The organism is Streptomyces torulosus (assembly GCF_001419765.1).
In the GTDB taxonomy this organism is placed as follows: Bacteria; Actinomycetota; Actinomycetes; order Streptomycetales; family Streptomycetaceae; genus Streptomyces; species Streptomyces torulosus.
In genome coordinates, this window is the sequence record NZ_LIRK01000204.1 from 41,435 (window position 1) to 64,370 (window position 22,936).

17 protein-coding genes are annotated in these 22,936 nt (G+C 70.5%); 7 read left to right on the forward strand and 10 right to left on the reverse strand.

Annotated features, from left to right (window positions below; genetic code table 11):
• Nucleotides 1-89: 89 nt before the first annotated feature.
• Nucleotides 90-1,256 (reverse strand): xylose isomerase, encoded by a 1,167-nt coding sequence (gene xylA, locus AOK23_RS15135; RefSeq protein WP_055713238.1) that lies wholly within the window; start codon nt 1,254-1,256, stop codon nt 90-92.
• Nucleotides 1,257-1,402: 146 nt separating this feature from the next.
• On the opposite strand from xylA, the gene xylB reads away from it, so the two are divergent.
• From xylB to AOK23_RS15165, 6 genes are all read left to right on the forward strand, one after another.
• Nucleotides 1,403-2,848, forward strand: coding sequence for a xylulokinase (gene xylB, locus AOK23_RS15140; protein WP_055713239.1), 1,446 nt, complete (start codon nt 1,403-1,405; stop codon nt 2,846-2,848).
• A gap of 90 nt (nt 2,849-2,938) precedes the next feature.
• The gene (locus AOK23_RS15145) at nt 2,939-4,147 is read left to right on the forward strand and encodes an ROK family transcriptional regulator (protein WP_055713240.1); all 1,209 of its coding nucleotides are present in this window, start codon (nt 2,939-2,941) and stop codon (nt 4,145-4,147) included.
• Nucleotides 4,148-4,473: 326 nt separating this feature from the next.
• On the forward strand, nt 4,474-5,073 hold the full coding sequence (locus tag AOK23_RS15150; protein WP_055713241.1) for an N-acetylmuramoyl-L-alanine amidase: 600 nt from the start codon (nt 4,474-4,476) through the stop codon (nt 5,071-5,073).
• Between the two features lie 101 nt (nt 5,074-5,174).
• On the forward strand, nt 5,175-6,482 hold the full coding sequence (locus AOK23_RS15155) for a GAF domain-containing protein (RefSeq protein WP_107102795.1): 1,308 nt from the start codon (nt 5,175-5,177) through the stop codon (nt 6,480-6,482).
• A 57-nt stretch (nt 6,483-6,539) separates the two neighbouring features.
• Nucleotides 6,540-8,063, forward strand: coding sequence for an aldehyde dehydrogenase (adh, locus tag AOK23_RS15160; protein ID WP_055713243.1), 1,524 nt, complete (start codon nt 6,540-6,542; stop codon nt 8,061-8,063).
• A gap of 465 nt (nt 8,064-8,528) precedes the next feature.
• Complete coding sequence (locus AOK23_RS15165) at nt 8,529-9,341, forward strand: methyltransferase domain-containing protein (protein ID WP_055713244.1); 813 nt, start codon at nt 8,529-8,531, stop codon at nt 9,339-9,341.
• A gap of 245 nt (nt 9,342-9,586) precedes the next feature.
• Here AOK23_RS15165 and AOK23_RS15170 read toward each other — a convergent pair whose 3' ends face one another.
• The 9 genes from AOK23_RS15170 to AOK23_RS15210 form a co-directional block, all read right to left on the reverse strand.
• A complete protein-coding gene (locus AOK23_RS15170) occupies nt 9,587-11,227 on the reverse strand; it encodes an AMP-binding protein (protein ID WP_055713245.1) in 1,641 nt (546 codons plus the stop codon).
• 77 nt (nt 11,228-11,304) lie between these two features.
• Nucleotides 11,305-12,228, reverse strand: a complete 924-nt coding sequence (locus AOK23_RS15175; protein WP_055713246.1) for an NAD-dependent epimerase/dehydratase family protein — start codon at nt 12,226-12,228, stop codon at nt 11,305-11,307.
• 1,047 nt (nt 12,229-13,275) lie between these two features.
• On the reverse strand, nt 13,276-16,128 hold the full coding sequence (locus AOK23_RS15180; protein ID WP_055713247.1) for a glycosyl hydrolase family 95 catalytic domain-containing protein: 2,853 nt from the start codon (nt 16,126-16,128) through the stop codon (nt 13,276-13,278).
• 118 nt (nt 16,129-16,246) lie between these two features.
• Nucleotides 16,247-17,728: a ricin-type beta-trefoil lectin domain protein gene (locus AOK23_RS15185; protein ID WP_055713248.1), complete on the reverse strand. Its 1,482-nt coding sequence runs from the start codon at nt 17,726-17,728 to the stop codon at nt 16,247-16,249.
• Between the two features lie 477 nt (nt 17,729-18,205).
• Nucleotides 18,206-19,225 (reverse strand): RNA polymerase sigma factor, encoded by a 1,020-nt coding sequence (locus AOK23_RS15190; RefSeq protein ID WP_240496395.1) that lies wholly within the window; start codon nt 19,223-19,225, stop codon nt 18,206-18,208.
• A gap of 116 nt (nt 19,226-19,341) precedes the next feature.
• Nucleotides 19,342-19,653, reverse strand: a complete 312-nt coding sequence (locus AOK23_RS15195) for an SDR family oxidoreductase (RefSeq protein WP_055713249.1) — start codon at nt 19,651-19,653, stop codon at nt 19,342-19,344.
• Nucleotides 19,650-20,852, reverse strand: coding sequence for a mandelate racemase/muconate lactonizing enzyme family protein (locus AOK23_RS15200; RefSeq protein ID WP_055713250.1), 1,203 nt, complete (start codon nt 20,850-20,852; stop codon nt 19,650-19,652). The genes AOK23_RS15195 and AOK23_RS15200 overlap by 4 nt, the downstream gene beginning before the upstream one ends.
• A 3-nt stretch (nt 20,853-20,855) precedes the next feature.
• On the reverse strand, nt 20,856-21,059 hold the full coding sequence (locus AOK23_RS15205) for an ABC transporter permease family protein (protein WP_055713251.1): 204 nt from the start codon (nt 21,057-21,059) through the stop codon (nt 20,856-20,858).
• Nucleotides 21,041-21,817, reverse strand: coding sequence for an ABC transporter substrate-binding protein (locus tag AOK23_RS15210; protein WP_240496396.1), 777 nt, complete (start codon nt 21,815-21,817; stop codon nt 21,041-21,043). The genes AOK23_RS15205 and AOK23_RS15210 overlap by 19 nt, the downstream gene beginning before the upstream one ends.
• Nucleotides 21,818-21,975: 158 nt before the next feature.
• Between AOK23_RS15210 and AOK23_RS15215 the strand changes: the two genes are divergently transcribed.
• Nucleotides 21,976-22,746 carry a FadR/GntR family transcriptional regulator gene (locus tag AOK23_RS15215; protein ID WP_079049492.1) on the forward strand — a complete coding sequence of 257 codons (771 nt, stop codon included), beginning with the start codon at nt 21,976-21,978 and terminating at the stop codon, nt 22,744-22,746.
• Nucleotides 22,747-22,936: the final 190 nt, after the last annotated feature.

The following is a 22,936-nucleotide window of genomic DNA, read 5'->3' on the forward strand; positions in this document are numbered from 1 at the left end:
CTTCCGGGAGGTGGGCCGAACCCGCCGCATTGAACAGCGGGAGGCCCCCGCCGCTACGAGCGGCGGGGGCCTCCTTCACGCGCGCGTGATCAGCTGCGGGCACCCAGCAGGTGGTCCATCGCGAGCTGGTCGAGCTGCTCGAAGGCCATGCCGCGGGCCGCGGCGGCCTCCGCGTCGAAGTCCTCGAACGCGGTGGGGTCCGCGAGCAGCGCCTGCAGACCGTCGGCGGCGGTCGGCTGGGCCAGCTGGTCAAGGCGGGCCGCGCGCAGGGCCTCCTGGACCTGCGGGTCGGCGCGGAAGGCGGTGGCGCGCTCCTTCAGGATGAGGTAGTTGCGCATGCAGCCCGCGGCCGACGCCCACACCCCGTCGAAGTCCTCGGTGCGCGGCGGCTTGAAGTCGAAGTGCTTCGGGCCCGCGTAACCGGCGCTCTCCAGGAGGTCGACCAGCCAGAAGGCCGAGCGCAGGTCACCGGCGCCGAAGCGCAGGTCCTGGTCGTACTTGATGCCGGACTGGCCGTTGAGGTCGATGTGGAAGAGCTTGCCCGCCCACAGGGCCTGCGCGATGCCGTGCGGGAAGTTCAGCCCGGCCATCTGCTCGTGGCCGACCTCGGGGTTCACGCCGTACAGCTCCGGGCGCTCCAGGCGCTCGATGAAGGCCAGGGCGTGACCGACCGTGGGGAGCAGGATGTCGCCGCGCGGCTCGTTCGGCTTGGGCTCGATGGCGAACTTCAGGTCGTAGCCCTGGGAGGTGACGTATTCGCCCAGAAGGTCGAAGGCCTCCTTCATGCGGTCGAGCGCCACGCGCACGTCCTTGGCGGCACCGGACTCGGCACCCTCACGGCCGCCCCAGGCGACGTAGATCTTGGCGCCGAGCTCGACCGCCAGGTCGATGTTGCGGATCGTCTTGCGCAGCGCGTAACGGCGGACGTCCCGGTCGTTGGCGGTGAAGGCGCCGTCCTTGAAGACGGGGTGCGTGAACAGGTTGGTGGTGGCCATCGGCACGGTCATGCCGGTGGTGTCCAGGGCGGCACGGAAGCGCTTGATGTGCTCCTCGCGCTCGCTGTCCGAGGACCCGAAGGGGATCAGGTCGTCGTCATGGAAGGTCACGCCGTAGGCGCCCAGTTCGGCCAGACGCTGCACCGTCTCGACAGGGTCGAGGGCGCGCCGGGTGGCGTCGCCGAACGGGTCCCTTCCCTGCCAGCCGACGGTCCACAGGCCGAAGGTGAACCTGTCCTCGGGGGTGGGCTGGTAGTTCATGCCGCGGCTCCTTGCGCTCCGACTATTTCGTCATGGCGATTTACAAATTAGTATGCGGACGCGTCTCTGGGAAGACAAGATGTCGCCCGTCGGACGCGTCAGCCGCGTCGGCGGCAGTCACGAGCCCGCGTGAGAGGGAGAGCCCGATGTCAGCAGCCGAGGGTCCGCTCGTCGTCGGTGTGGACTCGTCCACACAGTCCACCAAGGCCCTGGTCGTCGACGCGTCGACCGGACGGGTGGTCGCGAGCGGGCAGGCCCCGCACACCGTGTCGTCCGGCGCGGGCCGGGAGAGCGATCCGCGGCAGTGGTGGGACGCGCTGTGCGAGGCGTTGCGCCAGTGCGGTGAGCCCGCCCGTGAGGCCGCGGCGGTGTCGATCGGCGGTCAGCAGCACGGCCTGGTCACGCTCGACGCGCAGGGCGAACCGGTGCGCCCGGCGCTGCTGTGGAACGACGTGCGTTCCGCGCCGCAGGTGCGCCGGCTGGTGGCGGAGCTCGGCGGCCCGAAGGCCTGGGCCGAGCGCACCGGAAGCGTCCCCGGTACGTCCTTCACCGTCACGAAGTGGGCCTGGCTCGCCGAGAACGAGCCCGAGGCGGTCCGCGCCACCGCCGCCGTCCGGCTGCCGCACGACTATCTGACCGAGCGCCTCACGGGACAGGGCACGACCGACCGCGGTGACGCCTCCGGCACCGGCTGGTGGGCTTCGGGGACGGAGGTGTACGACGAGGAGGTCCTCGCCCATGTGGGCCTGGACCCGGCCTTGCTGCCCCGTGTGGTCCGGCCCGGCGAGGTCGCCGGCACCGTGCGGGACGCCCACGACCTGCCGTTCGCGAAGGGCACCCTCGTCGCCCCGGGCACCGGGGACAACGCGGCCGCCGCGCTGGGCCTCGGCCTGCGGCCCGGCACACCGGTGCTGAGCCTCGGCACGTCCGGCACGGTGTACGCCGTGTCGAAGCATCGCCCGACCGACCCGACCGGCACGGTGGCGGGCTTCGCGGACGCCCACGGGGACTGGTTGCCGCTGGCCTGCACCCTGAACTGCACCCAGGCCGTCGACCGCGTCGCCGCGCTGCTGGGTCTGGACCGCGAGGCCGTGGAGCCCGGCACGAGCGTCACCCTCCTCCCCTACCTGGACGGCGAACGCACCCCGGCCCTCCCGCACGCCTCCGGTCTCCTGCACGGGCTGCGGCACGACACGACCGGCGGACAGCTCCTCCAGGCCGCGTACGACGGTGCCGTGCACTCGCTGCTCGGTGCCCTCGACCTGGTGCTCGACGCGGACGCGGACCCTTCGGCTCCGCTGCTGCTGATCGGCGGCGGCGCGCGGGGCACGGCGTGGCAGCAGACCGTGCGACGGCTGTCGGGGCGGGCGGTGCAGGTCCCGGAGGCCAAGGAACTGGTCGCGCTGGGCGCGGCCGCGCAGGCCGCGGGGCTCCTCACCGGCGAGGACCCGGCCGCGGTCGCCCGCCGCTGGGACACCACGCGCGGGCCGGTGCTGGAGGCGGTCGAGCGGGACGAGGAGACGCTGGCCAGGATCTCAGGGGTACTCTCCGACGCGGCGCCGCTGCTGGAGCGCGAGCCTGGCGGCCGCTGACCGGGCAAGGGCGCCTGAAGTGGGGAGATACGCTTCCGGCATGATCTGAGGGCCATCAGCCACGACACTTCGAGAGGAACCGGGGGAGGTATGACCGCACCGCTGCACGAGGCGCACCCGAGCAGTCCCGGCCGCCGCCTGCCCGACACTCAGCAGGGCATGCGCCGCCGCAACCTCTCCCGGGTGATGCACACCGTCAACGCCGAGGGCCCGCTCTCCCGCGCGGCGGTGGCGTCGCACATCGGCCTCACCCGGGCGGCTGTGTCCACGCTGGTGGACGAGCTGATCCGGGCGGGGCTCCTGGAGGAACTGGGTCCGGAGCGTCCCGGCCGGGTCGGCCGCCCCGGTTCGGCGCTCGCTCTCAGCGGACGCGGTCCCGCCGGAATCGGCGCGGAGATCGGCGTCGACCACCTCGCGGTGTGCGCGGTGGACCTGCGCGGCGCGGTACGCGCGCGTGCCGTGCGGCACGGGACCAACCGCGGCCGCTCCCCCGAGCCGGTGATCGACGAGCTGACGGTGCTCGTACGGCAGGTCGTCGCCGAGGCCGAGAAGGAGGGCCTGTGGGCGGCGGGCCTCGCGGTCGCCGTGCCCGGACTGGTGGCGCGGGACGCCCGCACCGTGGTCCGTGCCCCCAACCTCGACTGGCAGGACACGGACCTCGGCGCACTGCTCCCCGACGGTCTGGCGCTGACCGTCGACAACGAGGCCAACTTCGGCGGCCTCGCCGAACTCTGGCTAGGCGCCGCGACGCCGCGCGACTTCCTGCATGTCTCCGCGGAGATCGGTATCGGTGGCGCGGTGGTCGTGGACGGCCGGCTGCTGCGGGGCACCCGCGGCTTCGCGGGCGAGCTGGGCCATGTGCCCGTACGGCCGGAGGGCCCGCAGTGCGCGTGCGGGGGGCGTGGCTGTCTCGAGCAGTACGCCGGCGAGGAGGCCGTGCTGCGGGCGGCCGGGCTGGAGCCGGGCGAGGACCGGGTGGAGCTGCTCGCCGAGCGGGCCGCCGCCGGGGACCAGGAGGTACGCCGGGCGCTGCGCGGCGCCGGTACCGCGCTGGGTATCGCGCTGACCGGCGCGGTCAATCTGCTGGACCCCGAGACGGTGGTCCTGGGCGGTGCCCTGGCCGCTCTCGCACCCTGGCTCGTCCCGTCACTGGAACGTGAGCTGGCCCGGCGGACAGCGGGGCCCGCATGCGCCGTGACCGTGTCACGCCTCGGCTCCGAGGGACCGCTCCTGGGCGCGGCCCATTCGGTGGTACGGGCGGTGCTCGACGACCCGGCGACGGTCGGGGTCCGGGCGTAACCGCAGAGATCGCGGCCAGGACCCGGCGCTGCGCACCGCTCGCCTGGTTGCCTCGCGGGCGTAACCCGGCAGAGAGCGCGGGCGCGCCGAAGCGGGAGAAGCTGTCCTCAAGTCCCGGGCAGTCACGGCCATCTCACCCCTGAAGGTGGCGGAGTTGTCCACAACGGCTCGCTTTTCCACCGTTTCCCCCACGCCTCGACGGCGCATCGGCTGATCGCCGTACCGTGAATCACGCGAGGCGCAGCCGTTCGACCTGCGGATGCGTCTCACACACGGGCGCCCCTCCCCGCAGATCGGATTCAGCCCCCCTCTGAAAGGCAGACCCCATGGAGCGAGCCGAAGCGTTGCCGAGCAGGCGGCGGCTGCTGAAAGGCACCGCTTTCGCCGCGATCCCCTACGCGTTGCTCCCGAGTCCCCGCGCGGATGCCCACCCAGCGCCCGTGGACCACGCGTTCGCCCTGTGGGAGCCGGCGAGCGAGGCCAACTACACGGCGGCGGACCGCCCGACGAGCCACCCCGTCGACCTGGTGATCATTCACGTGACGCAGACGACCTACAAGAACACGATGCCCGTCTTCTGGAACCCGGCGAAGCAGGTCTCCGCGCACTACGTCCTGCGATCGGCCGACGGCAGAGTCACCCAGTGCGTCCGTGAGCGGGACATCGCCTGGCACGCGGGCAACTGGGACTACAACGCACGCAGCATCGGCATCGAGCACGAGGGCTGGGTCGAGCGCCCCGAGTACTTCACCGATGCCATGTACGAGCAGTCGGCGGCCCTCGCCTCGGAGGTCTGCGACAGGTACGGCCTCCCCAAGGACCGCGACCACATCATCGGCCACCACGAGGTGCCGGGCACCGACCACACCGATCCCGGGCCGCACTGGGACTGGGCCCGGTACATACGTCTGGTCAACGCCGTCTGAGGTCGTGGAGGCGGAACCGCCGGGTACGTCTCATGGCTTGTCGGGCGCGGGTGCGAGGTTGACGATGGACCCTGCCATGCACGGACTGCCGGGAGGCCGAGTTGACCGATCCATGGGTGGCTCTGGAGCCGGGAGCCGACCCTGTCGAGCGAGTGCGGGTGCTGCGCCGTGCGCACGAGGCGTTCACCCAGGGCGGCGCGGTGGCCCGGCCGGTCCGTTCCGTGGTGGCCGATTCGTGGCGGCGCTCCGCGAAAGCCGGCGTCGGACCGGAGGGCACCGCACGTGTGGAACTGACGGACGGCGACCTCGGTTCCTATCGCGCGGAGCACCCCCTCGCCAGGGTGATGCCGCTGGTCCGTGAGTTGCTGGGCACGTTCGCGGCGGACGGCGAGCATCTGCTGGCCGTGTGCGACGCGCAGGGCAGGCTGTTGTGGGTGGAGGGACATCCGGCGACCAGACGCCGGGCGGACGGGATGAACTTCGTGCCGGGGGCGCGCTGGGCGGAGTCCGAGGTCGGGACCAACGCGCCGGGTACGGCCGTCGCCGTCGGCCGGCCGGTGCAGGTGTTCGCGGCCGAGCACTTCATACGGCAAGTGCAGCCGTGGACGTGTGCGGCCGCGCCGGTGCACGATCCGCGCACCGGTCGGGTGCTCGGCGCGATCGACATCACGGGCGGCGACCGGCTGGCACACCCGCACAGTCTCGGTTTCGTACAGGCGGTGGCTCGGGCCGCCGAGTCCCAGTTGGCGCTGCTCGCACCGCCCGGCGCCCCTGCCGACGCGCTGGAGCTGACGGCCCTCGGTCGGGACGAGGCGCAACTCCTGGTGGCGGGAAGGAAGGTGAGGCTCAGCCGACGGCACAGCGAGATCCTGGTGCTGCTCGCCCGGCATCCGGAAGGGCTCTCCGGCGACGAGTTGCTCTGCGCCCTGTATGAGGACGAGTCGGTGACGCCGGTGACGTTGCGGGCCGAGCTGGCGAGGCTGCGCAGACTGCTCGGCCCCGGGTTGCTCGGTTCGCGTCCGTACCGGCTGATGGTTCCGGTGGAGTCCGATGTGGCGGTCGTGGAGCGGAGGTTGGAGACGGGTGCGGTGACGGCGGCCGCGACGGCGTACGCAGGTCCGCTGCTGCCTGGCTCGCAGGCCCCGGCGGTCGCCCGACTGCGCCACAGACTCGCCGAGGGGCTGCGCACGGCTCTCATAGCCCGCCGCGATCCCGACCTGCTGGCCGACTGGGCGCACACGCCCTGGGGCGAGGAGGACCTCGACGTATGGCGCGCACTCGCGGCCGTACGACCCACAGCGGCGGTACGCGCGCGATTGCGGGAACTGGAGACGGAGCTGCGTGCGGGAGGGCGGAGGCGTCCACGCCACGGGCCACGCGCAACGTCGTTGCAACCGTCGGATTCCTAGCCTCCACAAGAGAGCCGCCCAACGGCGGGTGGCGCTTCTGGGGAGGCAGGTATTCCAATGACCCGTTTCGCAGCACCTGGTACGGATGGCGCGGTCGTCTCCTACGAGGCGCGGTACGACCACTTCATCGGCGGTGAGTACGTGCCGCCGGCGCGCGGGCAGTACTTCGAGAACCCGAGTCCGGTGAACGGGCTGCCGTTCACGGAGATCGCGCGGGGCACGAGTGAGGACGTGGAGCGGGCGCTGGACGCGGCGCACGCGGCCGCGCCCGGCTGGGGTCGTACGTCGGTGACGGAGCGTTCGGACATCCTGCGGAAGATCGCCGACCGGATGGAGGCGAACCTGGAGAAGCTGGCGGTCGCCGAGAGCTGGGAGAACGGCAAGCCGGTGCGCGAGACGCTGGCCGCCGACATCCCGCTCGCCATCGACCACTTCCGGTACTTCGCGGGGGTGGTGCGTGCTCAGGAGGGTTCGCTGGCGGAGCTCGACGACGACACGGTGGCGTACCACTTCCACGAGCCGCTGGGGGTGGTCGCTCAGATCATCCCGTGGAACTTCCCGATCCTGATGGCGACGTGGAAGCTGGCGCCGGCACTGGCGGCGGGCAACGCGGTCGTGCTCAAGCCGGCGGAGCAGACTCCGGCGTCGATCCATGTCTGGCTGAGCCTGGTCGCGGACCTGCTGCCGCCGGGCGTCGTGAACATCGTCAACGGGTTCGGGGTGGAGGCGGGGAAGCCGCTGGCGTCGAGCCCGCGGGTGGCGAAGGTGGCGTTCACGGGAGAGACGACGACCGGGCGTCTGATCATGCAGTACGCCTCGGAGAACATCACGCCGGTGACGCTCGAACTCGGTGGCAAGTCGCCGAACATCTTCTTCGACGACGTGTGGTCGGCGAACGACGACTTCCGCGACAAGGCCCTCGAAGGCTTCACGATGTTCGCGCTCAACCAGGGCGAGGTGTGCACGTGCCCGTCGCGGGCGCTGGTGCAGCGTGGGCACTACGCCGAGTTCCTCGAGGCGGCCGTGGCCCGCACGGAGCAGATCAAGACGGGGCACCCGCTGGACACCGACACCATGATCGGGGCGCAGGCGTCCAACGACCAGTTGGAGAAGATCCTCTCCTACCTGGACATCGGCAGGCAGGAAGGGGCCAAGGTCCTCACGGGCGGGGAACGCATCGAGCACGGTGGCGAGTTGAAGGGCGGCTACTACGTCCAGCCGACGATCTTCGAGGGCCATAACCGTATGCGGATCTTCCAGGAGGAGATCTTCGGGCCGGTCGTGTCCGTCACGTCGTTCGACGACTTCGACGACGCGATCAAGATCGCCAACGACACGCTGTACGGCCTGGGGGCCGGCGTGTGGACGAGGGACGCCAACACGGCGTACCGAGCCGGCCGTGCCATCCAGGCGGGCCGCGTCTGGACGAACTGCTACCACGCGTACCCCGCACACGCCGCGTTCGGCGGCTACAAGGGTTCGGGCATCGGCCGCGAGACCCACAAGATGATGCTGGACCACTACCAGCAGACGAAGAACATTCTTTGTTCTTACAGCCCTCAGAAGCTCGGGTTCTTCTAGAGCCTGAAGTCGGGTTGTCTGAGGCACCGTTGCGCCGCCTTGTCGAAGCGCCGGGGGCCGGCCACCGGCCTGTCCCCGGCGCTGGCGGTGGGCCCGCTGGTCCTCGGGCTGAGCGATGGTGGCCTTGATCCCTCACCGGAGCGAACATCGGGTTGTCACCCCGCTGACCGGTATCAAGGGGCGCTGACGGGGTGCGTCGACCCGATGCGGGGGCGGCGGACGGGGCCTGGGTCCGCCGCCCCTCGTCGTGTGCGAGGGGGGTGACTCCGGGCCCCGCGAGGTACAGGCCGGGGCCGGACAGGCCCCACCCGTGACCACGCCGATGACGAACCCGGCCGGCAGTCCCGGTGGACACCGACTGCAGTACTCACGGCCCCCAACTTCCTTACTGTTACTCTACTTTGACTTTCAACAAGCGCCAATCGCACGCACACATCAGGCACCCCTGACGGGAGACAGCAGCACGTGGACACCTCCGGACCACGCACGGCCGAGAGCCTTGCCGCACGCTTCCACGACGTCGACTCGTCCGGCGTCCCCGAGGACTTCATCGCCTATCTGCGGAAGATGGAGGAGAGCGAGAGCGGTCGCGCGGTGCGAGAGGCCACCTACCGCGCCCTGAAGACCGCCGAGGGCAAGGGAACCGACATCGGGTGCGGCGCGGGGCGCGCCGTAGCGGACCTCGTACGGCTCGGAAAGGACGCCGTGGGAGTCGACAGCAGCCAGGCCATGGTCGACGCGGCCTCGGCCAGGTTCCCGCACTGCCGCTTCCTCCAAGGCAGCGCCTTCGAGCTGCCGTTCGAGGACGGTGAACTGTCGTGGTACCGGTCCGAGCGGACCTTCCTCCACTTCGGCGATCCCGCCGAGGCACTGTCCGAGGCCCGCAGGGTGTTGAGGCCGGGCGGAACCATCGTTCTCGCGGACCCCGATCTCGGGTCGATGGCGGTGAGTTCACGGATCCCCGCGACGACCGAGGCGGTCAAGCGCGCGTTCTGTTCAGCCGTCCCGAATCCCCACTCCGGCACCCGCAGCGCCTCCCACCTCGCCGACGCTGGCTTCACCGACATCGAGGTCGTTCCCATCATGGCGGCGCTGAACGACCACGCGTCCGCGTTCGGCGTGGTGCTGGAGCCGGCCCTGACGGCGGCTCTCACCCAAGGCGTCGTCAGCGAGGAGGAGGCGGCGCGGTGGAAGGACGACCTGAGCGATCTCTCGCGCCGGAACGCCTTCACCGCGACGGCGACCTTCTTCGTCACCACGGCCCGCCAGGCGTCCTAGCACTCCAACGGTACCGCGCCAGCAGAGCGCGGTACCGCAGTCACGCGGCGACCTGATGCGAGGGCTCGTGCCCGAGGGCTGGTCCGCCACCTCGGTCGCGGTTCGCGGCACCAGCGCCTCTCAAGGGCCAGGGCCACAGACCCGCCGCGTCTTCCTCTGACAGAGGCGAACCCACGCGGGGTCGGCGCAGGGCCTGACAGTCGGGTCGCCCAGGGATGGTCTCCCGGGCGACCCGAACCTCTCGGTCAGTCCGAGCGGAGCCGAAGCCGTTCCCGGAGCAGGTTCTTCCGCACCTTGCCGGTCTCGTTGCGCGGCAGTTGGGGCAGGAGTTCCAGGTGGGAGGGCAGACACCATTCGCTCATGCCGAGCCCGCCGAGCCAGTCGCGCAGCCCTTCAAGGGTGGGCGTCCGCTCCCCCGGGACGACGACCGCGCAGGCGAGTTCGCCGCCATGGCCGTCCGGGTAGCCGACCAGGGCGACATCTCGTACGTCGGGGTGGTCCAGCAGTGCCGACTCCACGTCACTGACCGGGATCATGATGACGCCGATCCGGTCTTCGGCACGGCCGTGGAGGCGGATGCCGCCGTGGCCGTCCGGCGCCGCGAGGTCACCCGTGTCGTACCAGCCGTCGTCGTGCTCGGCCAGCACGGTCAAACGGCCGTCGTCCCGGCCCCAGGTGGCCAGGCACAGCGAAGGGCTGCGCACGAAGAGACGCCCGGGTCGGTCGTCGCTGATCGGGTGGTCGGCCCGCAGGTCGATCTCATGGCCCGGCGCGCAACGCCCGACCGTGCGTCCGGCCAGGTCCGGGTGCTCTCCGGCGCGGGTGAAGGTGTTGGCGCCCTCCGTCATGCCCCAGCCCACGTCCAACGGGATGCCGAAGGTCTCCGTCACCCGCCTGAACAGCGGCTGCGGGACCGTGGTGCCTCCCGCGCGGATGATGCGCACGGCGTCCAGTCGCCTCGAGGTGCGTTCCATCGCGTCGATCAGCGCGGAGAGGAAGACCGGGACGATGACCATCCAGGTGACCCGCGCCTGGGCCAGGAAGGGGACGATGGCCTCCGGCGCCCAGCGGTCCGTCATGACCGCGCACCCCCCGCGGTGCAGCGGCATGAAGATCCCCATGGTGAGGCCGACGATGTGCGTCGCCGCGTTCGGTGAGTAGACGCGGCTGTGCGGGCCGATGCCGTCGGCGGCCGCGACGGGGGCGTACCAGGCGTACAAGGTGTTGAGGGTGTGCAGTACGGCCTTCGGCTCACCGGAGGTACCGGAGGTGAACAGCACCAGGGAGACCCGGTCCGGGTCCACCACGGACGGATCAGGCAGGGTGCTGTGCTCCGTGTGCTCGAAGAAGTCGCGGAAGTCGAGTTCCCCGTCGTCCCCGTCGGCGGTTCGCTCACCGAGCACCACGCGGTGGCGCAGTGCGGGCAGCCGGGGTGCCATGTCGGCCAGCGCCGCGGCGTGCTCGAAGTCGTCCCACCGGTCGATGGTCACGCAGACGACGGCGTCCAGCCGGCGGAGCATCCGCTCCAGCTCACGAGGGCGGAACGCGCACATGATGGGCGCGGCGACGGCCCCGAGCCGGGCGCAGGCCAGGAGCAGCGGTCCGACCTGCCAGACGTTCGGCAGCTGCATCGCGACGACGTGACCGCTGCGCACCCCCAGCGCGTGCAACGCGCCGGCGAAGCGGTCCACGTACTCGGCGTACCGCGCGTAGCTCATCTGTACGGGGCCCCGGCCGGCCTCCGACACGAGAAGGGCAGGGGCGTCGGGAGTCTCGGCACTCCACCGCGCCAGGTCGTCCAGGATGGTGTCGGGTCGCCAGAGGCCCTCCTTGCGGTACCGCTCCACGGTGTCGGCGGACGGGCGTAACGTCGTGATCGGGTTCACAGTTCCACTTTTCTCAGGGTGATCGCGTCATTTCATTGCGTGGGAGCGGCCGTTGGTGCCGTCCCGGACCGTGCCGGTCATTCCTGGCCCAGTCCCTCGCGCCAGCTCGGCCGCAGCGGCTTCCAGCCCAGAGCCGTACGGGCCCGGTCATTGGCCGCGCCGTGCGCGGCGGTGAGCTGATGGGCCAGGAACCAGCCGAGCAGCTGGGGCGCGTGGTCCGCCGGGATCGTACGAGGGGCCGGGCCGCCCAGCGCTTGGGCGTAGTGCGGCAGCCACTGCGCGGCCGGGGCCGGGTCGTCGTCCGTCACATGGAACACCCCGGTGGCCTCCGACTCGACGGCGGCGACCGTGGCCGCCACTGCGTCCTCCACGTGCAGGAACGACGTGATCCCGGTGCCGTTCCCGGGCAGCGGGAGCTGCCCGGCCCGTACCGCCTGGGCTGCCCCACCGTCGCGGGCGTACATGGTGCCGGGGCCGTACAGCGTGCCGTATCGCAGGACCGCGCCGGCGAGCGGCCCGCTGTTCAGAACCAGCCGCTCCAACTCGGCGACAGCCCGTACGGTGGCGGCCCAGCCGGGATCGGGTGCGTCCACGTACAGCGGTGCGTCCTCGTCGAGGACCAGTTCCTCGGCCGGGGCGGCCGCGAAGGCGATGGACTGCGCGACCAGCCGTCCCGCTCCGGCCGCCCGGGCCGCCTCCATCAGGTTGGCGGTGCCTTCGGTACGCAGCCGCGCGGTCAGGGTGAAGGCCGCCACCGGGTCGTCGCCCAGCAGGCGCAGCGCCGTCATCTGATGGACCACCACCTCGGGGCGGGCGGTCGACACCGCCGACAGCAGGGCATCGCGGTCGAGGGCGTCGGCGACCACGACGCTGTCCGCCTCCGGGGCCCGCTCCCGCGACTCCTGGCGTACCAGCGCGCTCACCTCGTGGCCCCGTGCCCGCAGCGCTCCCACCAGGGGGTGTCCGATCACTCCGGTGGCCCCGGCGACGAGAATACGCATGATTCATTCCTCCGTATCGGTAGAGAGAGGGGTGGCGAACCGCCTCAGCGGACGGCACGCCTTGTCACGCCTGTGCGGACCGTTCTCGGTCAGAAGCACGCCGAGTCCCTCGGCCCGGCCCGCGTGGATGTCGCGCACGAGCACCCGTAGCCTTCCGGCGAACCGCCCGTCCGCACCCTGGCGAGGACGACGTTCCGTCGGAGCGTGCGGACGGTTCCGGGGCGCGGCGCGAGGTGTCCTGGAGGAGGCCGTTGGTGGGCGCATCCGCCGCTTCCCCGCCAGGACGGCGGCCGGGCGGGCCGGTCGCGTCGAGGGCATGGGGTCCGCAGGGGGCGAGCACGTGGCGCCGCGCGCAGGCCTCGATCGCGTCGGGCCGGGAGGCCGGGAGGCCGTCGGGTACCCCGGGAAAGATCTTGCGGCAGGACAGCAACTGGGCTTCCGTGCTCATGCCTTCGCCCCGCGCCGGACGGCCTCGCCTCCGAATCCGCCGAGGCGCGGCGAGGCCAAGGGGCCGACGTCGGGGACCGGGATATCCACGCCTGAGCGCGACTCCCGTCGCAGGGGCGGGCTCGACCGGCTCAGCGAGTCGAGATCTAACGCTCCGACGGCCACCGTGGTCACGTGTGGACACCGGCCGACGACCGTCGCCTTGACCGAAATCGTGTGCCCCGTTCTCGCATGCCGCCGCCACTTCCACACCCGAAAAGCGATGGTCGTACAACTTTCAAGGACCTGCCGGACATCAGCATTCCCGGTGTGATCACACGTTGGCAAGGCGTAGTCACCGGTGGATTTTTATGCCGACCGGCGCATGATTACCGAAGAGGAAGGGGCAATGGCGGCTGCTGTCGTCATGCCGGCTCGACGGCGCCGGGCACGGAGTTTGTGGAGCCGCCAGGCGGCCCGACAGATGGCCGCCGCGAAGCTCGCCGCCCGAATCCGCACGATTACCGTGACTCGGACGGCACCTACACCGCACCGCTGTTTCTTCGCGCCGCAGGCCACGGCGAACGCCGCACCGGTAGGCAACTCCGACAGGCCGCCTGACTACATGCGCTGGAGTTGGAATCGCTGGTTGGCGCTACCCGTGGCCGCCCACTGGGAGATGCGGGCTCCGTCGGCGGTGGAGGCCTCCCACACGTCCAGGGCGAGGCCGCTCTGCCGGTTGACCAGACTGATCACGCCACTGCCGTGGTCGACTGTCCGCCACTGCTGGCCAGCGGCGTTGGTATCCGGCTGCTGGGTGATGTCGGCGCCGCTGCTGCCACTGGCCGCGTGCAGGACCAGACCACTGCGCCCCACCCGGATCTTGTAGTGTCCGTCGTCGGAGGGCAGGAACTCGAAGTGCTGGTTGCGACCGGTGGCGATCTGCCACTGGACCAGCAGCGCACCGGCGCCCGAGGACGCACCATTGATGTCGGCAGCCTTGCCGCTGTGCTGGGCCACCAGCCGATACGCCACGCCGGCCTCCACCGGCCCCGACCTGACTGCGGACGCGCGATAGGTCTTGCCGGCCTGGCCGGCGAACTCGATGAGATCGGCCTCGAGCCGCTTCGGCTGGACCGGCTCGCCGCTCGCATCGTCCCGCAGCGTGAAGTCGCCGGCGAAGATCCGGCTGCGCACCCGGACGGCACCGGTTCGGTCGGGTGTGACGACGAACTCGATCCGGCCGCTGCTCCACTCGGCGCCGACGGTGTACCCGCCGCGACCCCGCAGTCCGCTCACACGCCCGGTGGGCCAGGCGGCCGGCAGCGCCGGCAGCACATGCAGTTCCCCGTTGTGGCTGTGCAGCAACATCTCCGCGATGCCCGAGGTGGCGCCGAAGTTGCCGTCGATCTGGAACGGTGGGTGCAGGTCGAACATGTTGGGCGCGAGCCGGTCCGTGCGCACCAGGTCCCGGATCAGCTTGTGGGCCCGGGCACCGTCCTCCAACCGCGCCCAGAAGTTGATCTTCCATGCGAGCGACCAACCCGTCCCGTCGTCACCGCGCAGTTCCAGCGTCCGCCGCGCGGCCTCGTGCAACTGGGGTGTCCCGCGCTTGGTGATCTGGTTGCTCGGATGCAGACCGTACAGGTGGGAGACGTGCCGGTGATTCCGCTCGGTCTCCACCCAGTCGGCAAGCCACTCCTGGACATTGCCCCGGGAGCCGACCCGTGTCGGGGCCAGCCGGTCCCGGGCCGCCAGTGCCTGAGCGCGGAAGGTCGCGTCCACGCCGAGGATTTCGCCGGCGCGGGCGACGCTGTTGAAAAGGTCGCGCAGGATCTGGTTGTCCATGGTGGGCCCCGCGCAGACGGTGGCGTTCGTATGGTGAGCGAGCTCCGGAGAGTTCGACGGGTTGGTGACCAGGTGTCCGAGCGTCGGATGGGCGACCAGGGTGTCGAGGAAGAACTGGGCGGCGCCCTTCAGGGCCGGATAGTTCGAGCGGAGGAAGTCGATGTCACCGGTGAACAGGTAGTGGTCCCAGATCAGGGTGGCCAGCCATGCGCCGCCGGTCTGCCACATCCCCCACCGCGCTTCGTCGACGACCGAGGCGCCCCGCCACGCGTCGGTGTTGTGATGCGTCACCCAGCCGCCGGCGCCGTACTGCGCCTGTGCCACCCGGGCGCCGGTCACGGTCAGGTCGTTGACCATGTCGAAGACCGGGAGGAAGCATTCGGGCAGGTTCGTCGTGTCGGCGGGCCAGTAGTTCATCGGCAGGTTGGCGTTGACGGTGAACTTCGAGTCCCAGGACGGAGCCATCTGGTCGTTCCAGATGCCCTGCAGGTTCGCCGGCTGGGTGCCCGGCCGCGAGGACGAGATGAGCAGATACCGGCCGAACTGGAACAACAAAGCGGAGAACTGCGGGTCGTTCACTTGCGCGTGCTGTGCGATCCGTACGTCGGTCGGCTGGTCGGCCGCCGCCGTACGTCCCAGATCGACCGACACCCGGTCGAACAGCGCCTGATAGTCGGCGAGATGCCGAGTGCGTAGTTGGTCGATGCCGGCGTTGCGGGCAGCGTTGAGGTGGCTCCGCGCGATCCCCTGGTAGTCGCCGTCGACCTTCCGGAAGTTGACGTAGCTGGAGCCGATCGACACCAGCACCGTCACGCTGGTGGCACCGGAGACCCGTAGCGTGCCGCCCGAGCTGCTGACCGTGCCGCCCGTCACGGCGGCGTGGGCCAGGGCGAGGAACCGGACCCGTCCGGCGATGCCCTCCATGGTGCCGGAGGTGCCGTCGAGGGCGATCGTGGCCCCGTCCGGGCTGGACAGCGTTGTCCGTTGAGGACTGTCGAACGTGGCGCTGAAGGTGATGGCGTTGGCCCGGTCGGCCGTCAGCCGGACCACGATCACCTGGTCCCGTGCGCTGGCGAACACCTCACGCTGGTACCGCACGCCGTTCAGCACATAGGTCGTGAGGGCCGTGGCGGTGGTGAGGTCGAGGGTCCGGTTGTACTGCGAGGCACCGGTGGCGCTGCCGAAGGAGAGCCGAAGGTTTCCGACCGGCTGGTAGGCCAGCTGTCCGGCCGGGCTGCCCAGCATCGTCTGATTGATCAGGTCCTGCGCCGGCCCCCACTGATCCGCGAAGACCCGCCGCCGGATCTCGGCGATGTTGGCCGCGCCACGAGTGTTGGCGGAGTCGTACGGACCGCCGGCCCAGACGGTGTCCTCGTTGAGCTGCAGCCGTTCGGTGTCGACGTTGCCGAACACCATCGCGCCGAGGCGTCCGTTGCCGATCGGCAGTGCCCGCAGCCAGTCCGCGCCGGCCGGCTTGTCGTACCACAGGGCGAGATCGTTGGCGGCCAGAACCTCCGGCGGCGCGGCCGAGCCGCTCCTGGCGACGGCCGTCCAGCCACCCGGCACGATCCCTGCTCCAGCCGCCGCCCCGGCGGCGAGAAACCGTCTGCGTGTCACTTCGGACATGTCGTTCTCCCTTCACGACTGGAGCAGGTCACTCACTTTGGTGATGACAGACCGCCGGTGCGAAAGGCGACGGCCGTACGCTGTCTTCTCCTGAGCGGCGGGCCACCGCGGCCGGCGGTTACGTTGCACCGTGTCCGCCGAGTCGGGCGTCGCGTCGCGTGTCCGTGTTCTGGATCTGCCATGTCTGGTTGTCGCCGCCCCAGCACGCCCACAGCTGCGCCTTGAAGGTGGCGGTGTTCACGTCGAGGCAGAGGCCTGATCGAGCGCTGCGGATGGTGCCGTCACCGCCCACCGTCCACCGCTGGTTGTCGCCGCCGTTGCACGCCCACGTGCCGACCACGGTGCCGTTCGTCGTCCCGCTGTTGTACGCATCCATGCACCTGCGGCCGCCAAGTGCGGTGATCTGCCCGCCGGCCGTCAAGGTCCACTGCTGGCCGACCGTGTTGTCGCAGGTGTTCACCTGGACCTGGATGTTCGCCGTGGTCCCGCCGGGGATGTCCAGACAGCGCCCGGTGCCGACGTTGCGCAGCAGGCCGGCCGGGGCCGGGACGTCGCCGTCCAAGCCCCAGCCGTGTCTGAGGCGCTCGCGGCCGCTGGCGCTGGGGGTGCTGAGCGTGAGGTCGGTACCGGTGCCGTGCAGTTTCTGCATGGCATACCAGTCGTCGCCCTGGCCGGCGCGTATCTTCCCGCCCAGCCCCGGCCAGTAGACGGAGCCGATCCGCAGTTCCCGGAGCACCGTGGTGGTCGCCCGGAAGTAGCGCACGAAGTTGTCGGTGCTGCCGGCATCGTGATAACTGAGCCCGGTGTCCATCGGGGCGCCGAACTCGTCGACGACAGTGCGGTCGGCGCAGGAGCCGAACGCGTCCCGCAGGTAGGCCATCCACTGGTCGTAGGTCTTCGCGCCGCTGAAGAACGTGTAGTGGTGCAGCGACAGAAACGTCCCGTCAAGGCGGCGGTCGGCGCACATGGATTTGATGTCGGTGTTCAGGCCGGCGCCGCTGACGAAGATGCGGTTCCGCTGAATCGACGGGTGGCTGCTGATCCAGTTGCTCACCACGTTCGCCCACTCGGCGGCGCTGTGTCCCGCCGGTTCGTTCATCGGCTCGAAGTAGACGAGGCTGTTGGAGCCGTACCGGGCAAGCACCGTGTTCCACATGGCGTCGAAGGCGCTCGGGTTGACGATGCGACCGCCGCGGGCGGCCACCCCGTCGTCCCAGTAGGAGAGGACGACCTTGAATCCCTTCGCGGTGGCTGCGTCTATCGCGCCCGTGTACGCGCTCCACCAGCTCGTCCCGACTGTGTAGGTGTTGATCGGGAGCCGAACGGTGTTGGCGCCGAGGTTGTTCTCGAAGCCGTTGTAGATGGCGTTGGCTTTCGCCACGACCGTCTGGTAGTTGTCAGAGCCGCTCAACCCGTGCAGGACCAGCGGTCCACCGTGGAAGTTGTCACCGAGCCGGGCCCAGTTGACGCCGCGGAACTGGGACGTGTCGGTAGCGGTCGGCGAGGCGCTCTCGTGCTCGACGACCGCCAGCACGCTGGGAACGGTCAGGATGTAGGCGAGCGCCCGGGCGAGGTAGCGCCGGCGGCGGGTGCGGGGCATGGTCGCGCCTTCCCGGTTGGCGGTGTGGTCACGTCTGCGCTGTAAAGGATCTTGACGTTGGCCGCCTGCCGGCAGCCGGCCGAGCCGGCGCGGAGCTTGCCCTCTCCACGCCGGCCCCCTCCCAGGTCGCTCGCGCAGCGAGCATGTCAGCGTCATGCCGCTGCCGTGGCGCCTGGAAAGCCTTGCTCCCCGGCTTCGCCCGGATGGTCGTTACCCGGCCCGGATCGGCTCCTCGTGACTCAAGTCCCGGGTCTTCGGAGCCAACTCACCGTACTGACGCCAGCATTTCGCGGATCGCTTTTGGCTTCCGCTTTCCCAGGTCATGAATGGGGAACGTTCGGCGTCGACTTCTAGAAGATTGGCAGATTGCCATGGTCCATTCAAGAGGGAAGCATCAATAATTGAAGACCACCCCTCATAACCTTTTCAAGCAGTGAAATCAGAATGCCGGACGCAGGTAAATCGCGGCAGTTTTCGTTATCGGCGGCCGACTGGAACAGTCGCAGTCGCAGTCGCCGTGGTGCCGAAAAGCACGGCACCGTTGCCGAACGCGGGTACTTGGGTGCCGATTCGATCGGCTCTCAGACGAGTTGGCCGAGGGAGCCCAGCCCCAACGCCGGCAACCGGCCCGGATCCGACCTCGGCCGCCTCGGCTCCCGCAACGACGGCGTTCTCGGTGGCCCCGGCGAGCGCAGGTCTGTCGAGCACCGTGGCGGGCCGCGCCAGCGGGACGGGGAGCAGCGCCAAGGCGACGATCAGCCGCTCAAGGGGCACGAGTTCGTCGGCGGCCCGGCCGCACTCCGCACAGGATCGGGTGTGCCGGGTGATGCGCTTACGCCACAGCGCGCTCGGTACGCCGTCCCAGCCCCCCAGCGCGGCGGTCAGCTGTGGGCACCGGGGGCCGGCTTCCAGCGCCGCGACGAGTGACCGGCTCAGCTCCAGCTGGTTGCGCATCCGCTGGACGCGTACACCCGCGTGGGCCACGCTCGTTCCCAGCGCCGCCGCGAGCTCCGCCCTCGTGAGCCGGCCCGCGGTCTCCCGCCACCACAGCGACAGCAGCGTCCGGGCGTCCGGGTCGAGCCATCGACTGGCGCGTACGGTCTTTCGGCGATGACCGGACAGCTCGACGTGGATCAGGGCGAGGTTCTCGGCGTCGGCGTCCGGCGGGTCGGTCATCTCGTCGAGGGGGGCCGTCCGTTCGGCATCCGCATGCCGCCGGTGCAGATGGGTGCTGATCTGTCGTGTCGCGATCGTGGCGAGCCAGGGCCGGAAGCACTCCGGGGTGCGCAACGTGCGCAGTTCAGGAAGTGCCCGCAGCATCGTCTCCTGCACCACGTCGTCGACGTCCGCGAGCTCACCCAGTGCCCTGCGCACGATCGCGTACACCAGTGGCAGGTACGTCGCGGCCAGGTCGTCGAGCGCTCGTGGATCGCCGGCCTGTGCGGCGACGACCAGGCTCGTCTCGTCGCCTCGGTCCGCTCGGTCCGCTCGCATCATGAGTCCATGCATGCCGCCTCGGGCGAGGCCGCCGCAGGTGCCGCGCACGTCGCCACCCTCGGGTTCGCTCGCACGATCGACTCGGGCGCGGCCGGCTGGTAATGCTGGGCGGCCCGTCATCGCCCCGGCCGTCCGCCGTCGACGGGAGGAACGATGCCGTTGAGACGGTCCGACGCCGGTGGGGCGAGGAACACCGTGGCCCCGACGAGATCGTCGGCGCGGCTCCGGCGACCGGCCGGGATCCGGCCGAGGATCGCCCGGTCGCGCCGGGGGTCCGCGCGTAACGCCTCGGTGTCGCCGGTGGCGATGCGGCCCGGTGCGATGGTGCTGACGCCGCGCCCGCCCCGCTCCTTCGCCAGGGCCGGCGCCTCGGCGACCCGGATCTCGATCTCGTGGGTGCGTGCCCCGCGGTAGACAACCGCGTTCATCGATCCTCCATTCCCATGGTGTCGAACGTCCCTTCCGCGGTGGATCGGCATGGTCCGGGGGTGACCGCGAGCAGCCGCCGGCCGGCGTGCTCCGGCCGTATGTGCGGTCCGTCGGGTGCGTGTGCCGTCCGCTGCCTGGCCGCGGTCATCACCGTCTCGTGGATCCGGATGCCGAGGCCCGGCGTGTCGCCGAGCACAAAGGCTCCGTCCTCGACGTGCAGGTCCATCGCGACGCCGATCGGCGGCCGCAGGCCCTGTAGTTCGCTGACGAGGTGGTTGGGCACCGACGTCGCGGCGTGCAGCAGCGCGACAGGCGTGTTGCCGATCGGGCTGACCGGCAGGTCGTGGGCGTGGGCCAGCGCGGCGACCCGCAGGAAGTGGGTGACTCCCCAGACCGCGGCCGTCTGGACGATGTCGAGACCTCCCGCCGCGATCAGCGGGCGGAACTGCTCGAGGCCGGTGAGGTTCTCCCCGCTGGCGACCGCCGTCCGTACGCCACGGCTGACAGCGGCCAGGCCGTCGGCGTCCCAGCGCCGGACCGGCTCCTCGATCCAGGTCAGGTCGAGTGTGCGTTCCAGTTCACCGACGTGGCGTACCGCCTGCTTGCGGCTCCAGGACTCGTTCGCATCCAGCATGAGCCCGGGCCGGGCCCCGTGCGCGGCCTCGGTCAGTACCTCGCGTACGAGCGACAGTCGGTGCCGGTCACGCTCGATGTCCAGGCCGCCCTTGAGCTTCGCCGCCCTCAGCCCGCGTTCGGCGTAGACCTGGTAGGTGGCGACGAGTTCGTCGTCGGTGAGACCGATGTCCAGGCCGGAGGCGTAGGCGTGGACCGTGCGGTCGTTGCCGCCGAGCAACCGCCACAGCGGCTCACCCACGGCCTGTGCCTTGATGTCCCACAACGCCGTGTCGAACGCGCCGATCGTGCCGAACACCACGCCGGCGTGCCCGGCTTTGAAGGTGTGCCGCAGCATGCGGTCGTAGAGGGCGGTCACCGCGCGCGGGTCCTGGCCGTCGATGGCGGCGAAGACCGCCTCGGCCTCCACGTGCGGTCCCAGGCCGACTCCGGTGATCCCCTCATCGGTCTCGACGATGACGACCGGCACGGGCACGACGCCGTCGCCGTAGACGCCGTTGGCGTCACCGACGGATCGCCCCCAATGCTGCGTCGTCGTCAGGGTTCTGTACCCGGTGATGCGCATGCGTCAGCCCTTCGTCGCGCCGGCCGTCACGCTGTCAGCGATCTGGCGCTGCAGAAACAGGTAGGTCACCAACACGGGCAGCCCGGCGATCAGGACACCGGCTGCGAAAGTGGGGATGTCGGCGGAGTACTGGCCGCGCAGGGACGTGATGCCCGCCATCAGGGTGCGATGGTCGGCCGACGGCATCATCAACAGCGCGATGAGCACGTCGTTCCAGCAGAACAGCGCGTCGAGACGTTGGCCTCTCTCCACAGCGAGAAGACCCGCTTGACCGCCGGAGAGGACCAGTCCCGCTCGCCGGCGATCCAGTCGTCGTACTCCTGGGGCGACAGGACGCCCGAGCCGAGCCCGGACAGGAAGAACTGGATTCCGATGCCTTCCTTGTTGCCCTGCGCGAAGCACCCGGCACCGGTCGACCTGGTGAGGGTCCGGCAGTCGGCGACGAACTCGTTCCAACTGGTGGCCGGCTGCTCCGGTTCCAGCCCGGCCTTCCGGTAGAGCGACTTGTTGTAGTGGATCGGGTGACCTTGCAAGGTCACCGGAGCGGCGTAGGTCGTGCCGTCCTCGGTGAAGGCCTCCCACCCGGCCGGCCGCTTCCTGTCGTCACGGACGTACTCGTCCAGCGGCAGAAGGGAGTCCGCGCGGTCACGGATCTGCCCGCCGCCGTTGAAGAGCATGACGTCCGGCCCCTTGCCGGCCTGGATGGCGGCCCCGAGCAGGGTGTAGTACTGCTCGAACGGCTGCGCGACGAACTCGACCGTCACACCGGGATGCCGCTCGGCGAAGTCGGCCTTGGCCTTCTTGACGTATGAGGACGCCGTGGCGTCGCCGGACTTCCCGTCCCAGACGACGAGCTTGCCCTTCGAACCACCGGACGCCGCATCCGGGTCGGAGGCGCTTCCGCAGCCGGCTAAGACAACGAGCCCGGCGACCAGGATCGCCGACCACAGTGTTCGCTGCTTCATTGCTGCCCCACTCTCCTGAGGTGGCCGGCTGTCCGGCAGTTGAGGTTGAGGAGGAACGCAACTCGTATGACGTATGTAACTCGTATGACGTATGACGTCAACCGGATGCCGTATAGTGAGCGGGAATCCGTGGCACGGCGCGGGTCCCGGGGGGTGTCATGACGGCAGTACCGCAGTCATCCGCAGGCGCCTCCGAGGTCCCCGCCTGGAGTCGGCGCCCGGCGAACCTCGCCGCCGCGGTCACGGCTGAGTTGGTGGAGCGGATCGTCCGTGGAGTCCATCCGTCCGGTTCGCCGCTCCCCCCCGAGCCCGTGCTCTGCGCGACCTTCTCGGTCAGCCGCACCGTGGTCCGCGAGGCGGTGAAGATTCTTCAGGAGAAGGGGCTGGTGCAGGTCCGCCAAGGCGCCGGCACGATGGTCACCCCGCCGGCGATGTGGAACATGCTTGACGAGCTGGTCCTCGGCGCGACCATCGCCGAGGACGAGAGCCTGGCCACCCTTGATCACCTCGTCGCGACCCGCCGCGTGCTGGAGTCCGACATGGCCAACGTCGCCGCCCGCCTGGCGAACGCCGAGGTGATCGACCAGCTACGCAGGCTGGTGGAGCGGATGGACGAGCTCGTCGACGACCCCGTTTCGTACCACGACGAGGACCGGGCGTTCCACGACACCGTGATGCAGGCGTCGGGGAACCGCATCGGCCGTGCCGTGGTCCGTTCGTTGGAGCGCCAGGTCATCGACTCCGCCCGTTACGTGGGCCGGACCGGCCGCGCCCTGTGCGTCGCGTCCAACCAGGGCCATCGGCGCATCTACGAGCGGATCGCCGGACACGACCCCAAGGGTGCGGCCGAGGCGATGTTCACCCACATCACCGAGGCGTGGGTGGTGCGCCGCAGCGGGCCGGGCGAGCCGACCCGGCTGCGACGTTAGAGGCGCCCACGGGTTCTGCCGCGAGCGAGGCCGTTGCCGTCGCGGCGCGGGTGTCCGCAGATCCACAGATCCACCGTGGCGCGATGGGGCCCGCACCCGGTCGGGCCCCGCTGCCGGCATCCGCTCCTGTCCCGAAGGAGCGGATGGGCGTTGATTCCGCTACCGCAGTGTCCACTGCTGGTTGGTGCCG

Coding starts and splice junctions, on each gene's coding strand:
- xylA (WP_055713238.1), bottom strand. CDS start 1,256: ATGAACTACCAGCCCACCCCCGAGGACAGGTTCACCTTCGGCCTGTGG.
- xylB (WP_055713239.1), top strand. CDS start 1,403: ATGTCAGCAGCCGAGGGTCCGCTCGTCGTCGGTGTGGACTCGTCCACA.
- AOK23_RS15145 (WP_055713240.1), top strand. CDS start 2,939: ATGACCGCACCGCTGCACGAGGCGCACCCGAGCAGTCCCGGCCGCCGC.
- AOK23_RS15150 (WP_055713241.1), top strand. CDS start 4,474: ATGGAGCGAGCCGAAGCGTTGCCGAGCAGGCGGCGGCTGCTGAAAGGC.
- adh (WP_055713243.1), top strand. CDS start 6,540: ATGACCCGTTTCGCAGCACCTGGTACGGATGGCGCGGTCGTCTCCTAC.
- AOK23_RS15175 (WP_055713246.1), bottom strand. CDS start 12,228: ATGCGTATTCTCGTCGCCGGGGCCACCGGAGTGATCGGACACCCCCTG.
- AOK23_RS15180 (WP_055713247.1), bottom strand. CDS start 16,128: ATGTCCGAAGTGACACGCAGACGGTTTCTCGCCGCCGGGGCGGCGGCT.
- AOK23_RS15185 (WP_055713248.1), bottom strand. CDS start 17,728: ATGCCCCGCACCCGCCGCCGGCGCTACCTCGCCCGGGCGCTCGCCTAC.
- AOK23_RS15190 (WP_240496395.1), bottom strand. CDS start 19,225: ATGATGCGAGCGGACCGAGCGGACCGAGGCGACGAGACGAGCCTGGTC.
- AOK23_RS15195 (WP_055713249.1), bottom strand. CDS start 19,653: ATGAACGCGGTTGTCTACCGCGGGGCACGCACCCACGAGATCGAGATC.
- AOK23_RS15200 (WP_055713250.1), bottom strand. CDS start 20,852: ATGCGCATCACCGGGTACAGAACCCTGACGACGACGCAGCATTGGGGG.
- AOK23_RS15210 (WP_240496396.1), bottom strand. CDS start 21,817: ATGAAGCAGCGAACACTGTGGTCGGCGATCCTGGTCGCCGGGCTCGTT.
- AOK23_RS15215 (WP_079049492.1), top strand. CDS start 21,976: ATGACGGCAGTACCGCAGTCATCCGCAGGCGCCTCCGAGGTCCCCGCC.